The organism is Pseudoalteromonas sp. SG43-4 (assembly GCF_014164325.1).
Taxonomy (GTDB): domain Bacteria; phylum Pseudomonadota; class Gammaproteobacteria; order Enterobacterales; family Alteromonadaceae; genus Pseudoalteromonas; species Pseudoalteromonas distincta.
The window spans coordinates 122,695-144,218 of the sequence record NZ_JACJFB010000001.1 but is presented as its reverse complement, the minus strand read 5'-3'; the positions used below and the strand labels follow the sequence as shown (position 1 = coordinate 144,218).

21 protein-coding genes are annotated in these 21,524 nt (G+C 36.5%); 12 read left to right on the top strand and 9 right to left on the bottom strand.

Annotated elements, in window-relative coordinates:
• Positions 1-231 precede the first annotated feature (231 nt).
• Positions 232-831 (top strand): peptide-methionine (S)-S-oxide reductase MsrA, encoded by a 600-nt coding sequence (gene msrA, locus H5160_RS00650; protein WP_039487894.1) that lies wholly within the window; start codon positions 232-234, stop codon positions 829-831.
• A 68-nt stretch (positions 832-899) separates the two neighbouring features.
• On the opposite strand, the gene H5160_RS00645 is transcribed toward msrA, so the two are convergent.
• Positions 900-1,139, bottom strand: coding sequence for a hypothetical protein (locus tag H5160_RS00645; protein WP_002962631.1), 240 nt, complete (start codon positions 1,137-1,139; stop codon positions 900-902).
• Positions 1,140-1,462: 323 nt separating this feature from the next.
• On the opposite strand from H5160_RS00645, the gene H5160_RS00640 reads away from it, so the two are divergent.
• The 4 genes from H5160_RS00640 (at position 1,463) to H5160_RS00625 (ending at position 6,039) form a co-directional block, all read left to right on the top strand.
• Complete coding sequence (locus H5160_RS00640; RefSeq protein WP_182736383.1) at positions 1,463-2,377, top strand: 2OG-Fe(II) oxygenase family protein; 915 nt, start codon at positions 1,463-1,465, stop codon at positions 2,375-2,377.
• Positions 2,378-2,712: 335 nt separating this feature from the next.
• Entirely contained in the window at positions 2,713-3,975 is a 1,263-nt protein-coding gene (locus tag H5160_RS00635; protein ID WP_182736382.1) for a hypothetical protein, read from the top strand.
• Entirely contained in the window at positions 3,975-4,415 is a 441-nt protein-coding gene (locus H5160_RS00630) for a hypothetical protein (RefSeq protein ID WP_182736381.1), read from the top strand. The genes H5160_RS00635 and H5160_RS00630 overlap by 1 nt, the downstream gene beginning before the upstream one ends.
• Positions 4,408-6,039: a diguanylate cyclase domain-containing protein gene (locus H5160_RS00625; protein WP_182736379.1), complete on the top strand. Its 1,632-nt coding sequence runs from the start codon at positions 4,408-4,410 to the stop codon at positions 6,037-6,039. Before H5160_RS00630 ends, H5160_RS00625 begins: the two co-directional genes overlap by 8 nt.
• Before the next feature lie 31 nt (positions 6,040-6,070).
• Here the strand turns inward: H5160_RS00625 and H5160_RS00620 are convergent, their stop codons facing one another.
• A complete protein-coding gene (locus H5160_RS00620; protein WP_182693800.1) occupies positions 6,071-6,493 on the bottom strand; it encodes a hypothetical protein in 423 nt (140 codons plus the stop codon).
• 263 nt (positions 6,494-6,756) lie between these two features.
• Here H5160_RS00620 and H5160_RS00615 point away from each other — a divergent pair, with 263 nt between their 5' ends.
• Together H5160_RS00615 and H5160_RS00610 are read left to right on the top strand one after the other, a co-directional pair.
• Complete coding sequence (locus tag H5160_RS00615) at positions 6,757-7,458, top strand: metal-dependent hydrolase (protein WP_182736378.1); 702 nt, start codon at positions 6,757-6,759, stop codon at positions 7,456-7,458.
• 382 nt (positions 7,459-7,840) lie between these two features.
• Entirely contained in the window at positions 7,841-8,443 is a 603-nt protein-coding gene (locus H5160_RS00610; RefSeq protein WP_182736377.1) for a thiamine biosynthesis protein ThiC, read from the top strand.
• Between the two features lie 247 nt (positions 8,444-8,690).
• Here the strand turns inward: H5160_RS00610 and H5160_RS00605 are convergent, their stop codons facing one another.
• The 5 genes from H5160_RS00605 to H5160_RS00585 all read right to left on the bottom strand — a co-directional run bounded on the left by H5160_RS00605 (position 8,691) and on the right by H5160_RS00585 (position 15,461).
• Entirely contained in the window at positions 8,691-9,143 is a 453-nt protein-coding gene (locus tag H5160_RS00605; protein WP_182736375.1) for a hypothetical protein, read from the bottom strand.
• A 372-nt stretch (positions 9,144-9,515) separates the two neighbouring features.
• The gene (locus tag H5160_RS00600) at positions 9,516-10,490 is read right to left on the bottom strand and encodes a transposase (RefSeq protein WP_182736373.1); all 975 of its coding nucleotides are present in this window, start codon (positions 10,488-10,490) and stop codon (positions 9,516-9,518) included.
• Between the two features lie 105 nt (positions 10,491-10,595).
• A complete protein-coding gene (locus tag H5160_RS00595) occupies positions 10,596-11,021 on the bottom strand; it encodes a hypothetical protein (protein ID WP_182736371.1) in 426 nt (141 codons plus the stop codon).
• Positions 11,018-14,710, bottom strand: a complete 3,693-nt coding sequence (locus tag H5160_RS00590; protein WP_182736369.1) for an RNA-directed DNA polymerase — start codon at positions 14,708-14,710, stop codon at positions 11,018-11,020. The genes H5160_RS00595 and H5160_RS00590 overlap by 4 nt, the downstream gene beginning before the upstream one ends.
• Positions 14,711-14,828: 118 nt before the next feature.
• Positions 14,829-15,461 carry a cold shock domain-containing protein gene (locus H5160_RS00585; RefSeq protein WP_182736367.1) on the bottom strand — a complete coding sequence of 211 codons (633 nt, stop codon included), beginning with the start codon at positions 15,459-15,461 and terminating at the stop codon, positions 14,829-14,831.
• A gap of 391 nt (positions 15,462-15,852) precedes the next feature.
• Here H5160_RS00585 and H5160_RS00580 point away from each other — a divergent pair, with 391 nt between their 5' ends.
• Positions 15,853-16,473 (top strand): trimeric intracellular cation channel family protein, encoded by a 621-nt coding sequence (locus H5160_RS00580; RefSeq protein WP_182736365.1) that lies wholly within the window; start codon positions 15,853-15,855, stop codon positions 16,471-16,473.
• Positions 16,474-16,526: 53 nt separating this feature from the next.
• On the opposite strand, the gene H5160_RS00575 is transcribed toward H5160_RS00580, so the two are convergent.
• Positions 16,527-17,051, bottom strand: coding sequence for a DUF421 domain-containing protein (locus tag H5160_RS00575; RefSeq protein WP_182736364.1), 525 nt, complete (start codon positions 17,049-17,051; stop codon positions 16,527-16,529).
• A 323-nt stretch (positions 17,052-17,374) separates the two neighbouring features.
• Here H5160_RS00575 and H5160_RS00570 point away from each other — a divergent pair, with 323 nt between their 5' ends.
• The 4 genes from H5160_RS00570 (at position 17,375) to H5160_RS00555 (ending at position 20,782) form a co-directional block, all read left to right on the top strand.
• Positions 17,375-17,758, top strand: a complete 384-nt coding sequence (locus H5160_RS00570) for a hypothetical protein (protein WP_182736363.1) — start codon at positions 17,375-17,377, stop codon at positions 17,756-17,758.
• Positions 17,759-17,873: 115 nt separating this feature from the next.
• Positions 17,874-18,401: a lactoylglutathione lyase gene (gloA, locus tag H5160_RS00565; protein WP_182736362.1), complete on the top strand. Its 528-nt coding sequence runs from the start codon at positions 17,874-17,876 to the stop codon at positions 18,399-18,401.
• A gap of 166 nt (positions 18,402-18,567) precedes the next feature.
• Complete coding sequence (locus H5160_RS00560; protein WP_182736361.1) at positions 18,568-19,197, top strand: response regulator transcription factor; 630 nt, start codon at positions 18,568-18,570, stop codon at positions 19,195-19,197.
• Complete coding sequence (locus H5160_RS00555; protein WP_182736360.1) at positions 19,184-20,782, top strand: MASE1 domain-containing protein; 1,599 nt, start codon at positions 19,184-19,186, stop codon at positions 20,780-20,782. Before H5160_RS00560 ends, H5160_RS00555 begins: the two co-directional genes overlap by 14 nt.
• Here the strand turns inward: H5160_RS00555 and H5160_RS00550 are convergent.
• Positions 20,779-21,321, bottom strand: a complete 543-nt coding sequence (locus H5160_RS00550; protein WP_024593597.1) for a hypothetical protein — start codon at positions 21,319-21,321, stop codon at positions 20,779-20,781. The genes H5160_RS00555 and H5160_RS00550 overlap by 4 nt on opposite strands.
• Between the last annotated feature and the right edge of the window lie 203 nt (positions 21,322-21,524).

Sequence of the window (21,524 nt, the reverse complement as noted above, 5' to 3'; positions counted from 1 at the left end):
AAGCATAATTCAACACCCCATTAAATAACGCATACTTGGCTAACCCAATTAAACCGTGCTACTAACTTAAATAGTGATCTTGTTACTCGCCTTATCCCTATAAAACTTGTCAAAGCACAATATTTTTCACCATAGATAAGTTGGCCAGCCCTCTACAATGAAATTGTATTAGCACTTAGCGGGTCTAACTTTATAAGTATTTATAAACTCACAGTACAGATGGATAATTTTATGAAAAAATCACTTACGCTTGCATTAACATCTGCCGTTATTTTGTTTAGTACATTTTCCCATGCAGCTAAAACCGAAAAAGCCGTTCTAGCTGGAGGTTGTTTTTGGTGTATGGAAAGTGACTTTGAAAAGCTAGAAGGCGTAACCGATGTAATATCGGGCTTTACTGGCGGTAAACTTAAAAACCCAACATACAATGGTAATCATAAAGGCCATTACGAGGCGGTAGAAATTACTTACGATCCGGCCATAGTAAGCTATCAAGGTATACTTGATCATTACTGGGTAAATATTGATCCCTTTGATGCCAAAGGCCAATTTTGTGATAAAGGCCCTAGTTACTTAAGCGCTATATTTGTACAAAACGACGAACAACGTAAATTAGCCGAAAAAACAAAAGCTGCAGTAGTTGCCGAGTTCCCTAATCAAACTGTGGTTACACCTATACTAAACGCAAGCACCTTTTACCCTATAAAAGGGAGGGAAAGCTTTCATCAAGATTATTACAAAAACAATCCAATCCGATACAACACTTATCGTTGGCGTTGTGGTCGTGACAGCCGCCTAGAAGAAATTTGGGGCGACAGAGCAACCCATTAATCGCGTTTAATCAGGTAATCCACTGTAAAATATTAAAAGGCTGATTTAATTATCAGCTTTTTAATATTTTAGTTATTGCGAGATTCTTTAATAAATCGATATCTAAATTCAGATAAGTAACCAACAATGCTAACAAGCAAAGCTGAATTAAAATCACCTCTCACAAGCTGTGTCCAAACATTTCCCTCTCCATTAAAGCTAATGTAAATAACCATAATAAAAGCAACAAACGCTGAAACTTGATACATCCAAGAATATTCACCAAAAAATTTCTGTGTCACACTTTTTTCTTTTAATTTATCTTCCACAATTAATCTCCATTTTATATTGCTATTAAATCCTAGCTATAACATAGGCAAAATAAGGAATTTATAATAAAGGTTTATTTATACACCGTCTATTTCATAAAGCCTTTGTTATTAAGCTAAATGCTTGAATAGCAAATAGGATACGTGGTACTTCGCTTTAAGTGGACAGTATTGCTTGACTAAAGATACTCAGTTTTAGGATTCATTATCAATAAATAGTATATTCTGTTTCCTAAAGCAGGCTGTTTATCTACTAAATCAAATACAATAAATTGCACTCCTAGATTGATATAAACAAAATTTAACAGCTGGAGTTACACAAAATGTTTGCCAACCAATTACAACTAGCGCGTGCTCTAGAGTTACCAACACGACAAGCCATGCTTTACCGTGAACCAGCAGTACAAAACTTTTGGATAAGCAACACTGACCTAATTGCAAACGCGTGGAGCGAATGGGAAGCAACATTAATAGATAGCTCAACGTTTACGCTAGACGACACACTACTTGATAAAAACATACGTGAAGCAGTAAAGCAAGCATGGGAAGATCCATCAAAAGAGCTAGCCGTAAAAGCGTTATTACACGAAGTAGCGCCTAATGTGTTTCAATTTCAATTTTTTGATCCTGAGCGCCTAGCAGTATTACGAGGATATTTAGAACAAGTATGGAATTCGCAAATTCCTATGCGCCCGCCATACGGCATAGTGTTAAATCGCCGTGGTGCCATGCTTGATAGCCGATCAGAAGGTTATTTAGCCGCGCCAAGCTTTCAGGCATTTTATAACGAAATACTAAACACTTATATGCGCCCTATTTCACGTATGCTGTTCCCGGAAGTTATGGGGTTTGATACACAAACATTTGGCTTTTCAATTTATTATGAGCCAAATACAGATTCGTCAATTCGCCCACATACCGACGCATCAGCTGTAACGCTTAACATTAACTTAAATTTACCAGGCGAAGAGTTTACAGGGTCACAAGTGGACTTTTATCACCCGTACACAGGTGACATTAAATCACTTACCTTTAAGCCTGGTACTGCCATGTTACATCGAGGCAATATTGCACACGCAGCCAAGCCTATTACCAGTGGCGAGCGAACTAACTTTGTATTGTGGTTGTATGGGGAGCGCGGTCGATTACCAGCACAAGGTGCTCCACGCATTCCTGTTGATGCTAAACAGCGCTGGACTAACCCAAACAAACCAAATGATGGCTATGCACCATTTTAAATAATCGCTTTTAAAGTTTTAAATACAAATGGCTGCCTAATTTAAGCAGCCTTATAAAAATAAAGCTCATCCAGTAACCAACACGTTTTAAGTTTAGTAATATTAAAAAAACCGCCCTATTCATAATCTATATTGTCGCCACTTATAACAATAGATAACACAAATTTTCCGCCTTGCTTTTCTTATGTCCCAGTACTTCGCTTAACAAAGTACAAAATTTAGGAGGATGTCATGTTTTTTTGTATTTAATTGATAAGCCACTGTAATGCTTAAGTTGGTAATTTAATAAATTGTGCTATCTTTTTACTATCTACATTATAAAAATACGAGCTAACATGTTGTTCCGAGGTACAATTGCCATAGCAATATTGGCAATTTCTGCTGCTAATAAAACCTATGCAAACGACATAGATGTACAATTTAGTGGTTTTGCATCCTTAACACTCAGCTACACGGACGATTCAGATATTGGCTTTGCATCGAGTTATTCAAATGTGAACGAATCTGGTTTTTCAGCAACGCGTGATTCAATTTTAGGTGGTCAGGCTAATATATCACTAGCCAAAAATTGGGACTCTGTAGTTCAACTAGTAATACAAGATCATGCCTTTAAAAGCTTTGATAATTTTTTAGAACTCGCCTTTGTACGCTATCGCCCATCACGTAACTGGGCCATCCGCGCAGGTAGGTTAAACAGCGACCTTTACTTACTGTCTGAGTACCCTTACGTTGGATACGCTTACTTATGGGTGCGCCCGCCTCATTCGTATTACTCATTTGCAAACATTGCAGGTAATTTTGATGGAATAGACGTTGAATACAGTAAAGCCATTAACGATGGCTTCTTACGCTTAAAACTCGCTTATGGTAGCTCCACAGCAAAGATACAAGCCTATAATGACGACTTTTTTATTGATTTTGATAACTTAACAACCCTTAGTGCAACCTACTCTTTAGATGCATGGACAATGCGTTTTTCGTTATCAAGGTCAAACTTTGGCGATTATAAACTAACCGCGTTGGACGAATTTATAACCGCACTCGATTTAGTACCACAAAGTGTATGGCCGCAAGCACAAAGTATATCTAACAAATTTAACACCAAAGGCAACAGCATAGAATACGCAGCCTTTGGCGTTACTTACGATAATAATAATTGGCTTATTCAATCTGAGTTAGGTATTTCAGAATCCGATTGGATAATAGCTCCATCTGTATTTAGCACTTATATTAGTGCGGGCTACAGAGTAGATGATGCAATATTTTACACAGGCTTTACGGCAGCTAAAAATCGCCATGATGTAGTTGAAGTAAACAGCCCTATTTTCCCACCAGGTACTCCTGAGCAGTTTTCAGTACCCATACAACAACTCGCGGTTGCCACTCAATCTTCAGTTCAAATTACAAATGTTCACCAGCACTCTATTAACGTAGGCGTAAAATGGCATTTTTCGGATCGTTTAGTATTTAAAGCGCAGTTAGACCGCTTTGATATAAAGCCTCAAGGCGCTGGCTTATGGAGTCTTAGCAACCCTTCAGATGTTGATGAGGGCCACAAAGTACATATACTTAGTCTAAATGCTAGTATGGTGTTTTAATGATGAGCCCTCGTAACTTTTTTATAACTGCATTGCTGCCCTTGTGCCTGCTTTTTATGAGCTTTTATGCTAAATCTACAGAGTTTGTTGTAGTGGTAAATAAAAGCAATGCGATTAACGCATTATCAAAACGAGAAATTATTGATATTTACATGGGTAGGTATTTAACTTTTCCTGATGGTGAAACGTCAAAGCCACTCGATTTGCCCGCTCAATCAGCATTAAAAAACGATTTTTACTTAAAACTGGTCAATAAAGACGAGCAAAAAATAAATGCGTATTGGGCCAGGTTGTTATTTTCTGGCCGTGCAAAGCCCCCTACACCTTCGGCATCCGTTGAAGATGCAATAAATAAAATTGCAGCATCACAATTTGCTATTGGCTACATTCCGCTATCGCAAGTTACAGATGCAGTAAAAGTGGTATACACATTTGATTAAAATTATTAGCCAAAAACTCTACATACGCGTTGCTATAGCAATTGCGTTAGTTGCTATTGTTGTATCTTTAGTATCGTCAATGCTGTCGTATTATTCAGGCTTTAAAGAAAAGAAAAACACCAACTACTTACTCGTACAACAGTTAGCGCAAACAATGGAAAAAACAGCCGCTATTGCCGCTTACTTAAATGACAAAGAATTAAGCCAAGAAATTATTAACGGCCTACTCAGTAACGACTTAGTGCAAGGTGCAAGCCTAGAAGGAGAAGTAAACCCTAAAGGAGAGATGGATTTATTTATTACAAGTGGCTCCACTAACAAAAAAAATGAAGCTGTTTTAATTAAATTAGTTCACCCTTTTATAGAAGACACTTTTATAGGTGTACTCGCCATATACCCAGACGATAATTTTATTGAACAACAAACACAGTCAGCGCTTATAAAAGAATTTATCTTAATGCTGATTCAATCCATTGTTATCGCATTTTTTGTATCGCTGGTAGTTCAGCGCTGGCTTACACAGCCAATTCAAAACCTAACCGACAGCTTTGCTAAAATAAATCCAAGCGAGCCAGAAACCCTTAAAATGCTAACCTTCAAGCAAGGCAAGCGGGACGAAATAAGCCGTTTAACCCAAGGTATAAATGCCTTAATGCACGAGCTACATTTAACTATTAGTAATGAGCAAACACTGCGTAAAAAAACTCAAGAGCTAGAAGCTAAATTTAGACTTATTTTTGAACAAGCCAGCGCAGGTATTTGTTTACTAGATGACAAAAACATTATCACCACCTTTAACCCTGCATTTAAGCATTACTTTACCGTACCTGGTGAAGAAGAATTACCAACCTTGCATTTTCCTGAGTTACTTAGCAATGTAGACGAATTACAAAGCCTACTGGCAGATATTCGCTCTGCTAAAAACCCACCACAAACCACCTTAGATGTAGAGTGTAAAGTTGGCTATAAAACGGTGTGGTTTCATTGCTTATTTGTAAGATTAACAGACCAAAGAGATACCAAACGAAACCCCAAACAAGAACAGCTAGTAGAAGTAATTTTACACGATGTAACCGAGCGCGCAGAACGCGAACAGCAAACCCGCTTTGAAGCCGATCACGACCCACTCACTGGCTTATTAAACCGACGCGCCGGTGAAAAACGCCTTAAAAAAGCACTACGTGAATGTATTAAACATAATGAACATTTAGTGCTTATGATGATTGATTTAGATAAGTTTAAACCCATTAACGACACCTACGGACACGAAGCCGGCGACAAAGTGCTAATTGAAATAGCGCACAGATTTAAAACACTTTTTCACGAAAAAAACGATATGTGTATCCGCCTAGGCGGTGACGAATTTATTGTTGCGCAGCAAATTAATACCTACGATAAAACGGCAACACAACAAAAAGCGAACGCCTTACTCAATGAGTTACAACAGCAGGTTAGTATTTCAAACACAAAAACATGCGCAGTAGGTGCAAGCATAGGAATTGCAATAGCCCCATATGATGGCAATGAACTACATCAATTAATGCACAACGGTGATAAAACTCTTTATCACGTAAAAGAAACAGGCCGAGGGAAAGTTGCCTTTTATGACGATATAAAAAATTAGATGGCGTGAATTAGTAACTACATAGTAAATGCTATAATGTTTTTATGGCTTTCAAATAGTCTTTATTATAAAAGTACGCTGCTAAACCAAAGTAAATAACAGGACCAAAATAAGCGATTGGGAAGTGAGCATAAATACTAAGATAGATAATCGATAAAATAAAAAACAGACTCATGCTAAAGCAAACCACTGCCAAAAGCCTGCCTAACCAACATATAGATTGGGCTGCAATATTTAAAACAAACAAGCTAATAGCACCAAGTATTACATACACTAAAGTGTTTAAATCTTCCCCATGCGCTAAACCATCTTCGGTATAGTACATCATGTAATGAGCAAGCGGAGTCAGTGCTAATAAAGCCCAGAAACCATAACTGCTCCAAGTTGATGAGACAAAATAGTTACTACCAATGTCAGGCGCAGGAAACGATGCTTTATATCTATTTTGGTTCATGTGGATTCCAGTTAAGCCGTTTTATATAAGTTGATAGCTAGGCTTTTATTTAAAACACAAAAGGCCAATAGACAATAAAAACTGTCCGTATTATTGATTTTTATAAAAAAATTACAACTTGATTGCTCTACTAACCACAAAACAGAATAACAATTGTACTATTAGCAATTAATCAAAGTAATAAAAAATCTAATTAAAAAGAATATTGAACAATAAACTTTTCAATTGATAGAATGCCCTACTTTTTCCCATAAAGAGATACAATGGCAAACTTCAATACTCATCTTAATACTGCCGTAATCATCACAGGCTTAGCCTCAGCCACCTTATTATCTGCAGGACATATTGAATTAAAGGGCGCGCTCTGGTTATGGTTTTTAGGCTCAATCGGCGGCTTATTACCCGACATAGATTCAGATAACTCAACATCACTCGATACTATTTTTAACTTATTCGCACTCAGCGCTGTATTACTGGTACTGCATTACATAACCACCGAGCTCATTATTGAAATTAGCTTTATCGAGTTAATCGTAGTGCCGTTATTGGTTTACGGATTTATGAAATACATTATTAGACCCATTTTTGAATGGATCACAGTACACAGAGGTAGTTGCCACTCTTTACTATTTATACTGTTATGCGCGCTATTAACAACTCAAGTAACATGGAAACTAAATGACCAATCAACCACACAAGCAGCCGTTTTTGCCTGGTTAACGGGTGGGTTTATTTTACTAGGCGGGTTAATTCATTTATTGCTGGATGAAATTTACAGTGTAGATTTAAGCAATGTCACCATTAAACGCTCTTTCGGAACAGCTTTAAAAATAGCCGACTTCGATAACAAATTAATTACGCTAGCATCAGTTATTGCCATTGCAGGTTTAATCTATGTTGCCCCTCCCACAGAACAAACTATTACAGCGTTAAGTGACTGGTCTCAATTTAGGCTTTTATCTTAATGAAGGCGATTTAAGCCCTTTTATAGACTTGCCCTACTAAAGTAAGTGACTTTTGCAAAGTCGCTTATCCCCATTGCTAGAATGAATGCAAAATACCCTCTTAGTAATTTAAAAGTTTATGCACAAAGAGGGTAAGAGGCGCTGCGCTTTTAGAGGTTTACCAGCTTAAATCAATGCGACTTTGCTCGTTTAAGTTTAATTAAAAGCGCAAGTTTTAGCCTTTTTGTAATTAATTATTATTTTTATTGGTTTTAGTGAAATTTTTAAATCGCTTTGCCTGTCTTATAGTTTCAATATTTATATAAAAGTTTCAACGGTTTGATGTGTGCAAAACTACTGCATCTTTTAAAAGCGTTAAATATAAAATTATAAGAGGTCCATAATGGAATTTACACATAAACGCACCACCCTAATTACAGCATCGTTATTGTTGGTATTGGCGATATCACAGGGTATTTATTCAGCCCTTTACAGTGCTGAAATTAGTTTTTCAAGGCAGGTTGCTTGGGGACTAGAAGCACTGGTATTTACTTTACTTGTTGCCTTTGCAGGCACGGCTATGGTGCAAGCAAAAAACGCTCAACTAGGCTGGTCGGCTATCGCGTTTAGTGCAGTACTTAACATAGTGCAGGTAAGCGTTGGACTTACTTTGTTTTCTACATTTGGTAAAGTTGCAGGCACAGTAGAAGGTGCACAACCTTTAATTGGTGGCGTGGTTTCTTTGTCATTCATGATTTACTACGCAGCTAAGTTATTATTAGGATTAGCAGCACTTGTTTTTGGCCTGTCTTTTCTAGCTAAAGGCGGCAAAGCAATTGGCGGACTTACAGCCTTAGCTGGCGGAGTTGCAATGCTTGCCAATGGTATTTTAATTACCTTTGGCCGTGATGGATTTCTTCCATCAGCAGTTGCTGGCGCTTCAGGCATGATTGCAACGTTACTTTTAGCAATATGTTTAATAAGCCTTTACCGTAAAGCAGACTAAGGCTTAATACCTTACGAGTAAGGAACTCATTTAAATAAATTATAAACATCGGCGTGTATTAGAGATGCTAATTCGCCGATGTTTTGCGTTTAATGTATACGCTTAGCGCATCCCTAGTTTGTTCCCTCTTAGTAATCTAAAGTTAATTCACAAAGAGGCTATGAGGCGCTTCGCTTTTAGAGGACGAAAATAGCTAATATCAAAAGCTTTTAACCAATTGATGTATGAAGTCAGGACTTTACCCCATTCATTTAAAGCTCTTGCTATGCGTTTCTAGACAGTGTTCAACATACTCTAAAGTTGCAAACTTATCGTAACGACCACCAGGGTTCCAATTTTCAAAAATATCAGCACCAGCTAATATATCTATATCATTAAATTTACTGATAAGCGGAGTACTATTTTCTCCGAAAATTGGTATTGTAAAACCATCAAATTGATCACAAGTTAAATCATAAGTTAACTTGTCAACTTGCACCCAATAATGTCGATCGTCATTTGGATGATCGTAGCCCTCAACAACAACTACTTTAGACTCGGGATACCGCTGGCTTACAATATGAGCAAAAAACCTAGAAGAACCTTCACAGCTTGCAGTTGGAAACTGAAATGAGCCCATAAATAAAGGAAGTTTCTCTTCAGTACCTTGCTCATATATCAAACGAAGTTTTCTTGCTAAATCATCAATTTCACTTTTCATTGAAACTCCATATTATCCAGAAATCATAAACGCATAAGGCGAGCAATTTTCCCACAAGACCAATCCACGACTAAACTAGACAGCCACTTTAATTGAACAAACAAAACTATGCTAAAAAACCATACCAAACCAGACAGCCACCTTAACTATACCAAACCATACCAAACCAGACAGCCACCTTAATTGAACAAGCAGAACTATGCCAAAAAATTCGCTCTTCAGGTTAAGAATTTATCTTTTATTGCTGGGTCACTTTTATTTCATCCGTTAAATAAGTCATTAGCCCTATTAAACCTAAATTACACACATGAAAATAACTGCATAATGCAGTTATGATTTATTACTGAATAGCTTTACTGAGTAGCTTAAGTTTTATGCGAGTAACTTTTCGCAATTACTAATATTTGATCGCCGTTTACGCTTTAAATGTTCACAGTAACTTGCTTGTGAATTGGGTCTTCCTACCGCACCATGAAATACGCGCGTAAATTGCGTAGTGAGTTTTAACCAGTTCTCTGGGGATATATTAAGCCTTTCTAACAAAGGAAGGTTCATATTATCAATATGCCCGCGTTTATCCTCTCGTATTATTCGCCCTGTTAGCTCAACAAGTTCAAGGTACGATTTAAGCTCAAACGGCAGCCCTTTTGGCATAATCTGACGTGGCATACCAGCAAAACGTAGTAACTGTTTTGGTTGTTTACCTTCTGCTGCGCATGTTAAACGCTTTTGTACACTGGTATGGTCTGACTCTTCTGGTGTGTTAGCCATTTTAGCTCTAATGGGATTTAAATCCACATAGGCCATACAAGCTGCAAGTGCTGCTTCATCTAATAATGCTTGAGACGTAAAGCGCCCTTCCCAAAACCTACCTGTGCAGTTGTCTTCTTCATTTGCTCTGCGGGCAATATCTTCATTTAATAGCCGCATAAACCAGCTGATACTTGATAAGCGTTCGCGGTATTGTTTAACCGTTTGGTTGAAAAACATGAGCTCAACTTTACTTAACTTTTTACCTCGTACATATTTCTGTGTTAACACTGTGCCTTTACAGAGTTTATGCCAGCGAATAACAATCGCTTTATCATTCAGCCTGTTTGCTTGATTATCATCAACATACAGGACTAAGTGAGTATGGTTACTCATAACAGCATAAGCACATACATCAATACAAAATACCTTAGCTAATTCAAGCAGTTTATCTTCAACCCAGCCTCTGCGGTGCTCGTAAGACTTGCCTGTAAAGTGGTCTTCGCCACATAAAAATGCACGACGCACGCAACGCGAAATACAGTGGTAGTATTTTGTATCAACCAAACTTATTTGACGCTTTCTTGCAATTGCCATAAGAAACCCTGATCGTTTTTTGCACTAACTAAAACGGAGTCCTAAATTTTGAAAAGAGCAAAATTTAGAATGGGTGTCACTGTTAATCTTTCTGCACCACTTCACTTATCTTGTTATTTTTTCTAATAACGAAGTTAAAGGTTTACTCCATTCACCTCTTTTAACAGAAGAAGAGTTTTTTAGAAAATTTCTGTGTCTTTCTAGCTGAGATTCTAGTGCAAAAAACCAACGTTTATCGTTAGGATATACTGCAAGTATTTCCTCAAAAGAAAATAACATACTTGAAACAAACCACTTATATTGTTCATACCTAACGTCAACGTTATCACTTTTTTCATTAATTCCTTTTGCATAATAAGGATTATCAAAACATAACTTTAGGTAGCCATTATAAGTAGTGTGAGCAGTAACCATTTTGTTATTTTTATTTGATGATTTTATTTGAAAGATAATAAAAAAAACAGCTATTAATGCGGTAATACTTGAAGAAATAGTAGCCACCTGTGACATAGCGTTTAAATCAATATTCATTTTTTTCCTTTATTACGTGAATAGCCGGCAGGTGCTGCCTTTATTTCCGGGTGTTTACTTATTTTTCTTGTAAATGCGGCTAAGTCAACATCAGCTGTACTTATTGCAATTTGGCTAACACCATGAGTATGTGAGATTAATTTTTTATGTTGCTCCTTATATGGGGCTTGAATACTAGAGCCACCAAATTGTCCAGTATTTGAAAGAACTATATGTTGAAACATATGCCATTGTAGTGAAGATGCCATATTATTAAATGTATTTACGTCCTTATTAAATGCCGAAATAATAAACATATCTGTTTTATTACGTAAATCAGAAGCTATATTAATATCTGTTGCATCAAAGCAAACTGATCCTGATATTGCAAAGGGTCCATCTTTATATCCATGTATTTCTATTATGTGTTGACATGGCCTGAAACTAATTATACCAGCCTCAATTTCAAACGGAGTTAAATTATGTTTGCCTTGATCTCTTATTTTCCAACTTAGGCGATCATCATTAAAGGTAGGTACAATCCAACGAGCTTTATTTACAAGTTTATCCTCTTCATTTAAAAAAACAAAACCGGCAAAAATTATTGAATTAGTTCTAAAAGCTAATGCTTTTAATATATCTTCATCATCTTTATGAACCGTGACTTCAGAGAATACAATTAAATCAGCTTGAGCTAAAACTTTACCTTGATTCTCTGTTTCAGACTTAGCTGAAAGTGTTTTTTCAATGATATTACAGATTGATAAGAGATGTTCCCTCATTTCAATTCTAATTTTTGGTCTTTCTAATAAAACATCTGTGATGTGAAAGTCTTCATACCTAGGAAGTAACTGTTGAACCGTAACAACTCGAAATTTTCCAGATCTAAGATTTGGTCTGTGTACTTTAGTTCTAACAGAAGGCATTTTTGAATTTCGACAAATATCTAGATTAAGTTCAATAATCCTATTTTCAATCACTTCCGATAAAATAGAAAAATCTTCTATTTGAAGGATTTTTTTATCATCAACATTAGTAGATGCAAAACCAGGCCATTGAAGCCCATGTCTGATAATTTCAGTAAACCAGTCACTTATAGTTGCATAAGTACCAACTATAGACTCTGGAGTATGGAGCATTCCCACCCTTCGCTTATGCCAATTTGATATAATACCGATATTCTTATTTTCTTTAAAATCAAAATCTTTTCTACACGTGTAATCTAAATTTGCTGATGCGGCTGAACGAATGATACTAAATAACCAATAAAACTTTTCTGATGATGAAATTGTATTTAACTCATTATTATCAGCTCTTAACCATTCAGGGCTTTTATATCGAGGATCAACTACACCATTAAAATCAAAATTACAGGTTAGTGCTTCTGTCCAGTACCATAAATCTTCCCACTTTCTTGATTTACTAATCGTAAGTTTTATTTCATGAGGGGATGGTAAACTATCAAATTTTCCAGCTTCGCAAGCTTTAATTAGCCCAAGCATTAGTCTTAATAAAGCTGTTTCATGTTTAAAGGGATTCTCTCTTAATCCATATAGTGATGACAAAAAATGTTCTTTATTATTTGTTTCTAATGCTACTGTCGGTATTGCCCACTTTAAATTACTAACAAATTCGTCATTAGATTTAAGAAGATTTTCCCATACATATTTCCAGAACTCCCCTCCCTCTAAGGCCACCTTTTCTAAAGAGTTAAGTTTATCCTTTTTTGAATACTTGTTTATATGTTCAACAAAAGAAACTGCGAAAATCTCATTTTTGTTACTAATTTGAGACGCTAGATAAAATAGGAAGTCTAACCGAGGATCATTGTTTGCTAATGTTCTTAACTGTAAAACTTGGTGTAAATAGCCATGTAAATTAGGAGCTAATTCAATCGAATCTAATTTTGCTGAATTACATACCGACGAGTTATAAATAGCTAACATATATGAAGCTGATTTAATTAAATAAGGCTGAATGTCTTCCCTATCTAACTCTAAAACCCTACGAGCGTATAAGGATAGCCTATCAAATAACTTTTCATAATGCGTGTCATTTTTATCTTTACTTTTCAAATCAGATAAACATCTAAAGATGTCAGATAATATAAACTGAGACACAAAAGAAACCTTTAGGGCAAGCTTTGGTTCTCCAGAAAGGTTTTGAATATTTAAATATATAGTGTCTATTATTGTTTGATTGAATTCTATATTCGGTGATATCTCAAATGCTTTTCTTAGTAGAACTAAACTTGACGGTTCTTTATACCAAGCTAAAAGAAGAGTTTTTGCGGAAAAATCAATATCATTATCTAATGTACTATTATCTGGTTCTATTAGTTTCTTATATTCTAAAGTACTCTTCAACCGGTAAGCTGAAAAACGCTTGATTGAGTCTGGCTTGATAAAGCTTTGTGTAACAAGCTGTTCAGGAAGTTCAGATAGGCTATCTTCTTGAATATTTATTAGCTCATGTAATGTAGGAATAAAGAGATCAATCGACTCCCTGTCAGGAATTGCTGAACAACCAATTTTAGATTCAACTTCAGTCATTCTGCTCTTAATATTCGATGAAGAATCTAATTGATTTAAGTTAAAAATTTTTGTTTTCTTTTCATTCAAGTTTAAAGTATTTTGAGATTGCTCTTTCAACAGTTCAAGAATAATACTGTGTATCTTAGCTTTTAAAATTTTTTTATCTATACTTGAAGACACTACAACACGAAGATCGTCCACATAACGGCAATAATCATGTATTTTCAAGTCGTCAAAAGTATTGTTTTTTATATTTTTAGAAACGCTTTCGTCAAAATCAATAAGGTATGCATTGGCAAACACTCCCGCAGAAGCCAAACCTTGAGGCAGACCCGTACCTTCAGTAATATCAAGCTGATTAATAATAGCTAATGACTTATCACTCCAATCCCATGATAATGATGCTCTTAATTTGCTCCAAAAACTCACATCACTTTTGTGCTGAGATTCTTCATCATATTTAATATTCAGAAGCTTTTGATGGGATAAAAAAATATTTTTTAATTTTGCAACTAAAATATCAGGGTCTATATCATTATAAAAATTTTCAATATCGAGAGAGATAATATAGACGTTATCCAAAGGGCTTACGTGGCTTTTGATTATCTTAGCAACCTCAACGGGTCTAGAGAGGAAGTTTTTATGGTCTACAAAATATTTTCTATAATATTCATTACTTCCCCAACGGAAGCGTCCAATTAAACCATTCCAATCACAAACTAATCTATTACCATAACTAAATATCTCTGATTCTCTTTGCTCTAAAACATTACGAGCTAGATCTGGGTCTTTTTGTCTTGTTTCAATACTGTCAGCTAAACACATCATATAAGATGTAAGAAGAGTTTGCTCTTTAATACTTATATCAGCAAGGCCACGTATATCAATGCTTGTTGTAGGTTTTAAATCACCTCCCCAACTCTTTGGGTTTGAGTTTGGTTTTGGGATAGGGATTATAGATAAGCTTTTATTACTATGTGAATGATTTTTCAATTCTGACGACCATGTACTAATCAATTCTTTAATGTTTGCGCATGTGTAGTCTAAAGATAAGAGATCTACATAAGAGTTTTTAGTTCTAACGTATTGTTGTGTTTTCTTCCATGCAAGAAGTAAAATATTTTCATCAGATACAAGAGAAAAATTAGGCTTTAGCGTATGATATTGATCTTTCAATAATCTCAAATTTACATCCAATATGTCGTTTAGGGTAAGAAACCATTCAAGGTAAATTAAACTATATTCGTTATTACATATCTTAACTTTTAGACTTAAAAGTTATATGACACATAACCTAAAACCTTGAATCTCTCTCACAAGGGTCACCATCTTTATCCCCATCCATTTTTGTATTAGGGCAGTTATTAATAAAAAATACGGCTTCGGCTCGCGAACTCATTTGAGTACAGTACTGCCTGCCATCACACGTAAAATTTTGCGTGCTTTTTGGAATAACGATTTTTGGAATAACTACTTTCGGATATTTTTCATCAAAAGTGGCTAAATCATCATTGGAGATAACGGGAGTTTGGCTGTTTGAACGAACACTGCTTAAATTATTTGTATTTGAGTGAGTGTTGTATTTATTAATCGCATAAAAACAAAGTGCACCAATAAGCGCTATTGAGGCAACTTTACCTAAAAAGCTACTGGCAAAATTAGATTTAGCAATGCGGTACGGCTGTTGTTTGTGTTTTTGGTAAGGTGCTTTAAGCTCTGCAACGCCTTCTATGCGGCAGTTGATTGCTTTGGTTTTACCGTCGGGCTGCGTAGCAACTTCAAAGTAAATGGTGTCGCCTACTTTGGGCTTGCGGCTCATATGTTTGAGCGCTGATATGTGTATAAACGTGTCGTGTTCTAGGGTGTCTGATTTAATAAAACCAAAACCCTTTTCGTCATTCCACGCTTTTAACAATCCTTTGTTCATGTATTTACCTGTGCTGATTAAGCTGCGATTACGCAAATTCCATTTAGTTAACACTTGTTATTATACGTTCCTAAATTAAAACCATGCAACCAATTATTCATATTGCGTTAATTTTCACGCTTTCGCTATTAAAGTTAGCTGAAAAATAAACGCGCTAAAAACAACTAAATCCAACCTGTTTTATTTATACTTTGCGGTCATATGTCCTTTAATTCACATGAATCATTGCGCACCCACTTATGAACTTAACAGCTTGTTTACACTGGTTTTTGTTATTAGTTATTTCTATCTGAATGATGCTTTTTTAGTATGATTTTTCATTCGTTATTTACTTAATTTATCTATACAATCCACACCTTATTTTTACGCACGAATTTCAAGTGATTATCTCATGCTATTAACGATTGTTTATATTATTGGTATTACCGCAGAAGCCATGACCGGCGCACTTAGCGCAGGACGAATGAAAATGGATTGGTTTGGCGTAGTGCTAGTAGCCAGCGCCACGGCAATTGGCGGTGGTAGCGTAAGAGATATATTACTAGGCAATTACCCGCTTACGTGGGTACAACACCCAGAGTATTTATTAATTACCTGTATTGCAGGTATTGTTACTACGTGGCTTGCTAAATGGGTAGTTAAATTTAAAGGCATTTTTATGCGCTTAGATGCGCTGGGTTTAGCTGCCTTTAGTATTATTGGCTGCCAAGTGGGGCTAAATATGGGGCTGCATTACGGTATTTGTGTAGTGGCTGCGGTTGTTACTGGCGTATTTGGTGGGTTACTGCGTGATTTAATATGCCGCCAAGCGCCGCTTGTATTACATAACGAGCTATACGCGAGTGTATCGTTACTTGTTGCCTGTTTATACTTAGCGCTACACCATTATAATATTGACGACAACATCAGCATTATTGCAAGCCTTGTTGCAGGCTACTTAATACGTATGGCATCAATACGCTTTAAATGGCGCTTACCTACCTTTAGTTTATTAGAGCAGCATGCTAAATAAAAATAAGCTTTAATACAAAGTAAGGCAGGTTATACCTGCCTTAGTTCATATAACTATTGGCGTATTAATTTAATGCCGCTTACATCGCTTAACGCGGTTTTTAACCCACTGTTATTTTGCTTAAGTACGCTAAAACTGCCATCGGTTTCTAGCACTACGGCAGCTACATCTTCTATGGCTAATATACTCGCACCACGAATAGCAGCGCGAATTTCTGACTTTGTTACGCGCTGTGATTTAAGGGCTGCCGTGCAATATTCACCATCACTCAGTAACAACGTGGGCTCTGCTTTTATGAGCGCTGCAAATTTTGACGAGCGCACACTAAGCCATGTAATAACATATTGCAGCCCTATTAATACGACAAAGGCAAGTATGCCCTCAGCTAACGGAACACTTTTTGAAATAATCACCGAGGCTAAAATAGAGCCCAGCGCAATGGTGACTATAAAGTCGAACACGTTCCATTTTGAAAGCGTACGTTTACCCGATACACGAAGCCAAAACACCAGCGCGATATAACCCAGTACACCTATTGTAAGTACACGTAATAATCCCTGCATATCATCAAAAAACATAGTCACTCCTTTATGTGCGTTATTTTTTATATAAGTAATTGCCCGCAGTAGTTATTTAAACTCTACATGGCACTTAGTTAAATAACGATGAATAAAGTGCCCTATTTTATTTTGTTAAATGTTTTACAAACTTAATTTTGCTTTGCTCTGTACTTTGATTACGTGGTTACCCATGTTTAAAAACGAACATACATCCTACAAATAAACATAAGGGCTAAACGCTATGGCGTTATAAGTTTACTTTTTTATAGGATAGTATGATTATCAATTTAGGTACAAGTTAGCAGTTTTCTTTGCTCAATAACGTTATAAAGGGATTTATCTTGAAATTAATTAAAAAAGCGATAGTTATCGGTGCATTAATACTGGCACAAGGATGTGTTTCTTACGATTTAGTGCACGTTAAAACATATACTTCAGGGCAAAAGCCAGTCAAAGGTACAGCCGTTAAACAAATTAAGTATGGGGATGGCTTTAAATGGGTGGGTGTTATAATTTCGCCAATTATTCCTATTCCTCTTATATTACCTTATGGTCGTGAACGCACCACTACTTGGTTATCTGATAATGGTGCTAGTGTTTACACAGAAATTCAAAAAACAGAAGCCAAAGGTTATGGGTGTCTGTTTATTAGCTCAGAAATAAATGGCTGTAGCGATAAAACAACTTGGGGCGCATTAATGATAAATGATATTAAGCTTCACTAACTATTTTGCACCACTCTTTTATGCTCAAGACAGTTTAAATTTAAACTACGGTTGATTATGATGGTTTAAGCATTATATCTCTATTTTCGCTTTTTAATTATTAGAAAGGATCACCATGTCTAACTATAACGAATCTCCAGAACAAGTTGAACAGGCCACTCAGGGCTTTGTTATGCAACAAACTATGTTACGTATTAAAGATCCAAAGCCGTCGCTCGAATTTTACCAAAATGTATTAGGTATGAAGCTGTTAGGTAAGTATGATTTTCCTAGTATGAAGTTTACGCTTTACTTTTTAGGCTACGAACAAGAATTACCGCAAGGTGATGATAGAACTAAAGCAGAATGGGTGTTTCGTCGCCCTGCGCTAATTGAGTTAACCCATAACTGGGGCACTGAAAGCGACGACAGCTTTGAGGGCTACCACAGCGGTAACCAAGAGCCCAAAGGCTTTGGCCATATTGGTATTAGCGTACCGGATGTTTACGAAGCCTGTGAGCGCTTTGCAAAATACGATGTTGAGTTTGTTAAAAAACCAGATGATGGCTCAATGAAAGGCTTAGCATTTATTAAAGACCCTGACGGCTACTGGATTGAAATACTATCTGCCGAAGGTATTACTGATATTATTCTTTCTCAGTAATAATAAGCTGCTGTAAAAAGATCTTAGTTGTTCTCCACCAGCAACTAATTACCAATTTAGAACCACTGGTTTTGTTACCTTGCTTTTAAGTGAGGTAACCCATTTAAAACGTTTTAGGTAATTAGTTACCCGCCCCGCTGTATTTTAAGCATAAAAGGAGATTTAAATGCTCATTGGCATCATAGAAGATCATCAATTAGTAAGAGACAGCTTTAAAAAGCTTTTAGAGTTACAACTAGATTGGAAAGTAATTATTGAAGCCTGCAGCGTAACAGAAGCCAAGCTGGCTGTAGAGCTTGAACAACCTGATATATTTATTGTTGATATATCGCTTAACGGCACTGAAACTGGCCTTTCTTTTTTATCGTACCTTGAAGAGTCTTTCCCGCATATTAAAAGTATTGTTGCCTCCATGCACGACCACGAACCTTATGTAAGCAATGCTTTGCGATTAGGCGCTTTGGGTTATGTGTCTAAGCGCTCTGCCTCTGATGAACTAATAGATGCAGTTAAAGCGGTCGCTTTAGGTAAAAGATACATTAGTGAAGACGTAAATTTTTCGATGAGTAGCGAAAATTTAGCATTAACTGTGCTTACTAACAGAGAGCTTGAAGCCCTTCCGTTATTTTCTAAGGGGTTAAACGCTAAACAAGTGGCGCAAATACTCGAAATAATGCCTAAAACAGCACATGTACACAAAGCAAACATATACAGCAAACTTAATGTTACTACCTCGTTTGAACTGCTCAAAATTGCAATTGATGCGGGAGTAATACAGTTAGATGAACTTACCTAACGTTTCTTCTTTATCTAATGTTAGTTTTACTACCGCATACAAAGAGGTAGCTAAACAGTTATTGGTGGGGCTAATTTACTTTATTGCTTCACTTGCCGCTTTTTGGGTTAGCCAAAACCTTGAAACAGTACCCGAGAGCAGCGCGATATTTATTCCCGCAGGCGTAAAAATTGCGTTTTACTTACTCACTCCAACACGCTATTGGCTCACCTTATGGGTTGTGTCGCGCGCCTTAGCTGCACAGCTTGGTTTAACACACAGTGGGGTTTGGGAGTTTGATTTATTTCATGGCTTTTGGCAGGAGCTTTGTTTTATAGCGCTTGTTTATGTGTTTAAAAATAGCCGTTGGCCGCCAAGCATTAACGACAGCCTAGGTATACTTTCGTTAATACTGCTTTGTGTTGCGAGTACATCTATAAAGTGGTTTTTGTTTGCCAGTGCGTTTGAATTTACAAATGTATTGGTTGCAAAAGAGCTACTACAGTATCAGTTAAACATGTGCTTAGGCGATATTACTGGCTCGTTGTTAATTGCCCCTTTTATTATGTTAATTTACGATTCTAAATACAGTTTTAACACAGTCAGGCTCACTAAGTTATTTGGCCTAGTAGCCACTTTAGTGTGTTTTATATTAATTATATTTTTTGTCTATGCGGTTCGCCCAGACACCTACCCGCTATTAAGGCTTGCATCGTTATTACCGATAATTTGGTTTTCGTATAAGTATGGCTCGTTAGGGGCTGTAAGCAGTGCAGCGCTTATTAACGCGTTAATAATTGTTGAAGCAAGCATTACGCACGAGCCTAGCAATACCTACATTAGCCAGTTATTTATTTTAGCAAACGCAATTACCAGTATGGTTTTAGGCGCTGCAATTACTGAGCTTAAACGTAAAAACAACGAGTTAAAGCAAACCAATAAAGAGCTTAAAGAGCAGCTAACTCAAAACACGGCGCTGGCTGCCAAAATGGTGTCGGTGCAAGAAAACGAGCGAAAGCACCTTTCGCAAGAGTTGCATGACGAATTAGGGCAAAACCTAACGGCATTAAAAACAGATTTAGCTATTTTGTCGCACCTTAGTAACGAAGATACCCAATCGTTTGTGACTACATTAAAAAACAATGCTAATTCGATGTATGACTCTGTTTATCAATTAATGCATTATCTTCGCCCGCGTGAGCTAGATGAACTCGGTTTAGAAAAGGCAATAACACAAGGGCGACTAAAAAGCTTACTGCACAAGGCAAATATTAGGTATCAGCCACAATTTAAGTTAGATAATAGCCTTTCAAAAGATCACGAAATAGCTATTTACCGAATTTGCCAAGAAGCAGTAACCAATTGTATGAAGCACAGCAATGCCAGCAAACTGATTATAAATATAATAAACAGCGACGAATTTATTGAGTTAACAATTAGCGATAACGGGACTTTAGTAACCCCAACAGATAACTCAGGTCACTACGGTTTAGCGTTTATAGAGGAGCGCACTACGGCATTAGGCGGCACTTTTAAGGTGTTTAAACAAAATGGCTTTACCATTAAAGTAAAGCTGCCTTTGAGTTTTGATAGCGCGATTAACTAGCAAACATGAACTTGTTTGGTATAAAATTTTTGCCTTAATTGGCCTTCGTCAAGGTGGTCGGGATTAACTTGGATCTCGGCTTGATTACCTAATAGCTGTAATAGCATTCCTTTTGATATTAGGTAGTTGCCTAAACTTGATTTTACAATGACTTCTTTGCCTATGGCTTCTTGTAAGCGTGGCGTAGGTAAGCTCGGATGGCTAATTGGTTTTAAGCCCTCAGCTGAGGTAAATAAGTTTATGCAATGCTCTTTAGCTGCAACAATACTTTCGTTTTTACTTTTAATTACATCTACATTATTTAAAAAATGAATTAGTGCTTGGTTAGCCCGATCAAACTCTGCTGATACGTCATCTATATTTCGGGCGGTTGCCCATTTTCGCACAACTATGTATTCGTTTTTTTTAACACGAATTAAGCTTATTGAGGCTCCGGTCATTCTGCTATTCCACTCAATGCGGTAGCAATCAGTTCCTAAGCTGTGAAGCAACACGCTCATGCTTCCAAAATCCTTTGTACTTTCATCAATCAAGCTCATTTTCGATCCCTCACTTGCAAGTTACAAGGAGTGTATAAACGATTACTTAAGTAATAAATCATCCATATTCTTAATCGCTCTAGGAAAATGGCTTATATAAATTTTGGATTTAGTGGCTTGCAAGTCAATAACTAATATTACATCTAAAAAAGCGAGTGGTTTAGCTAACTGCTAATAATTAATTTGTAAGTGATTTATAGCTT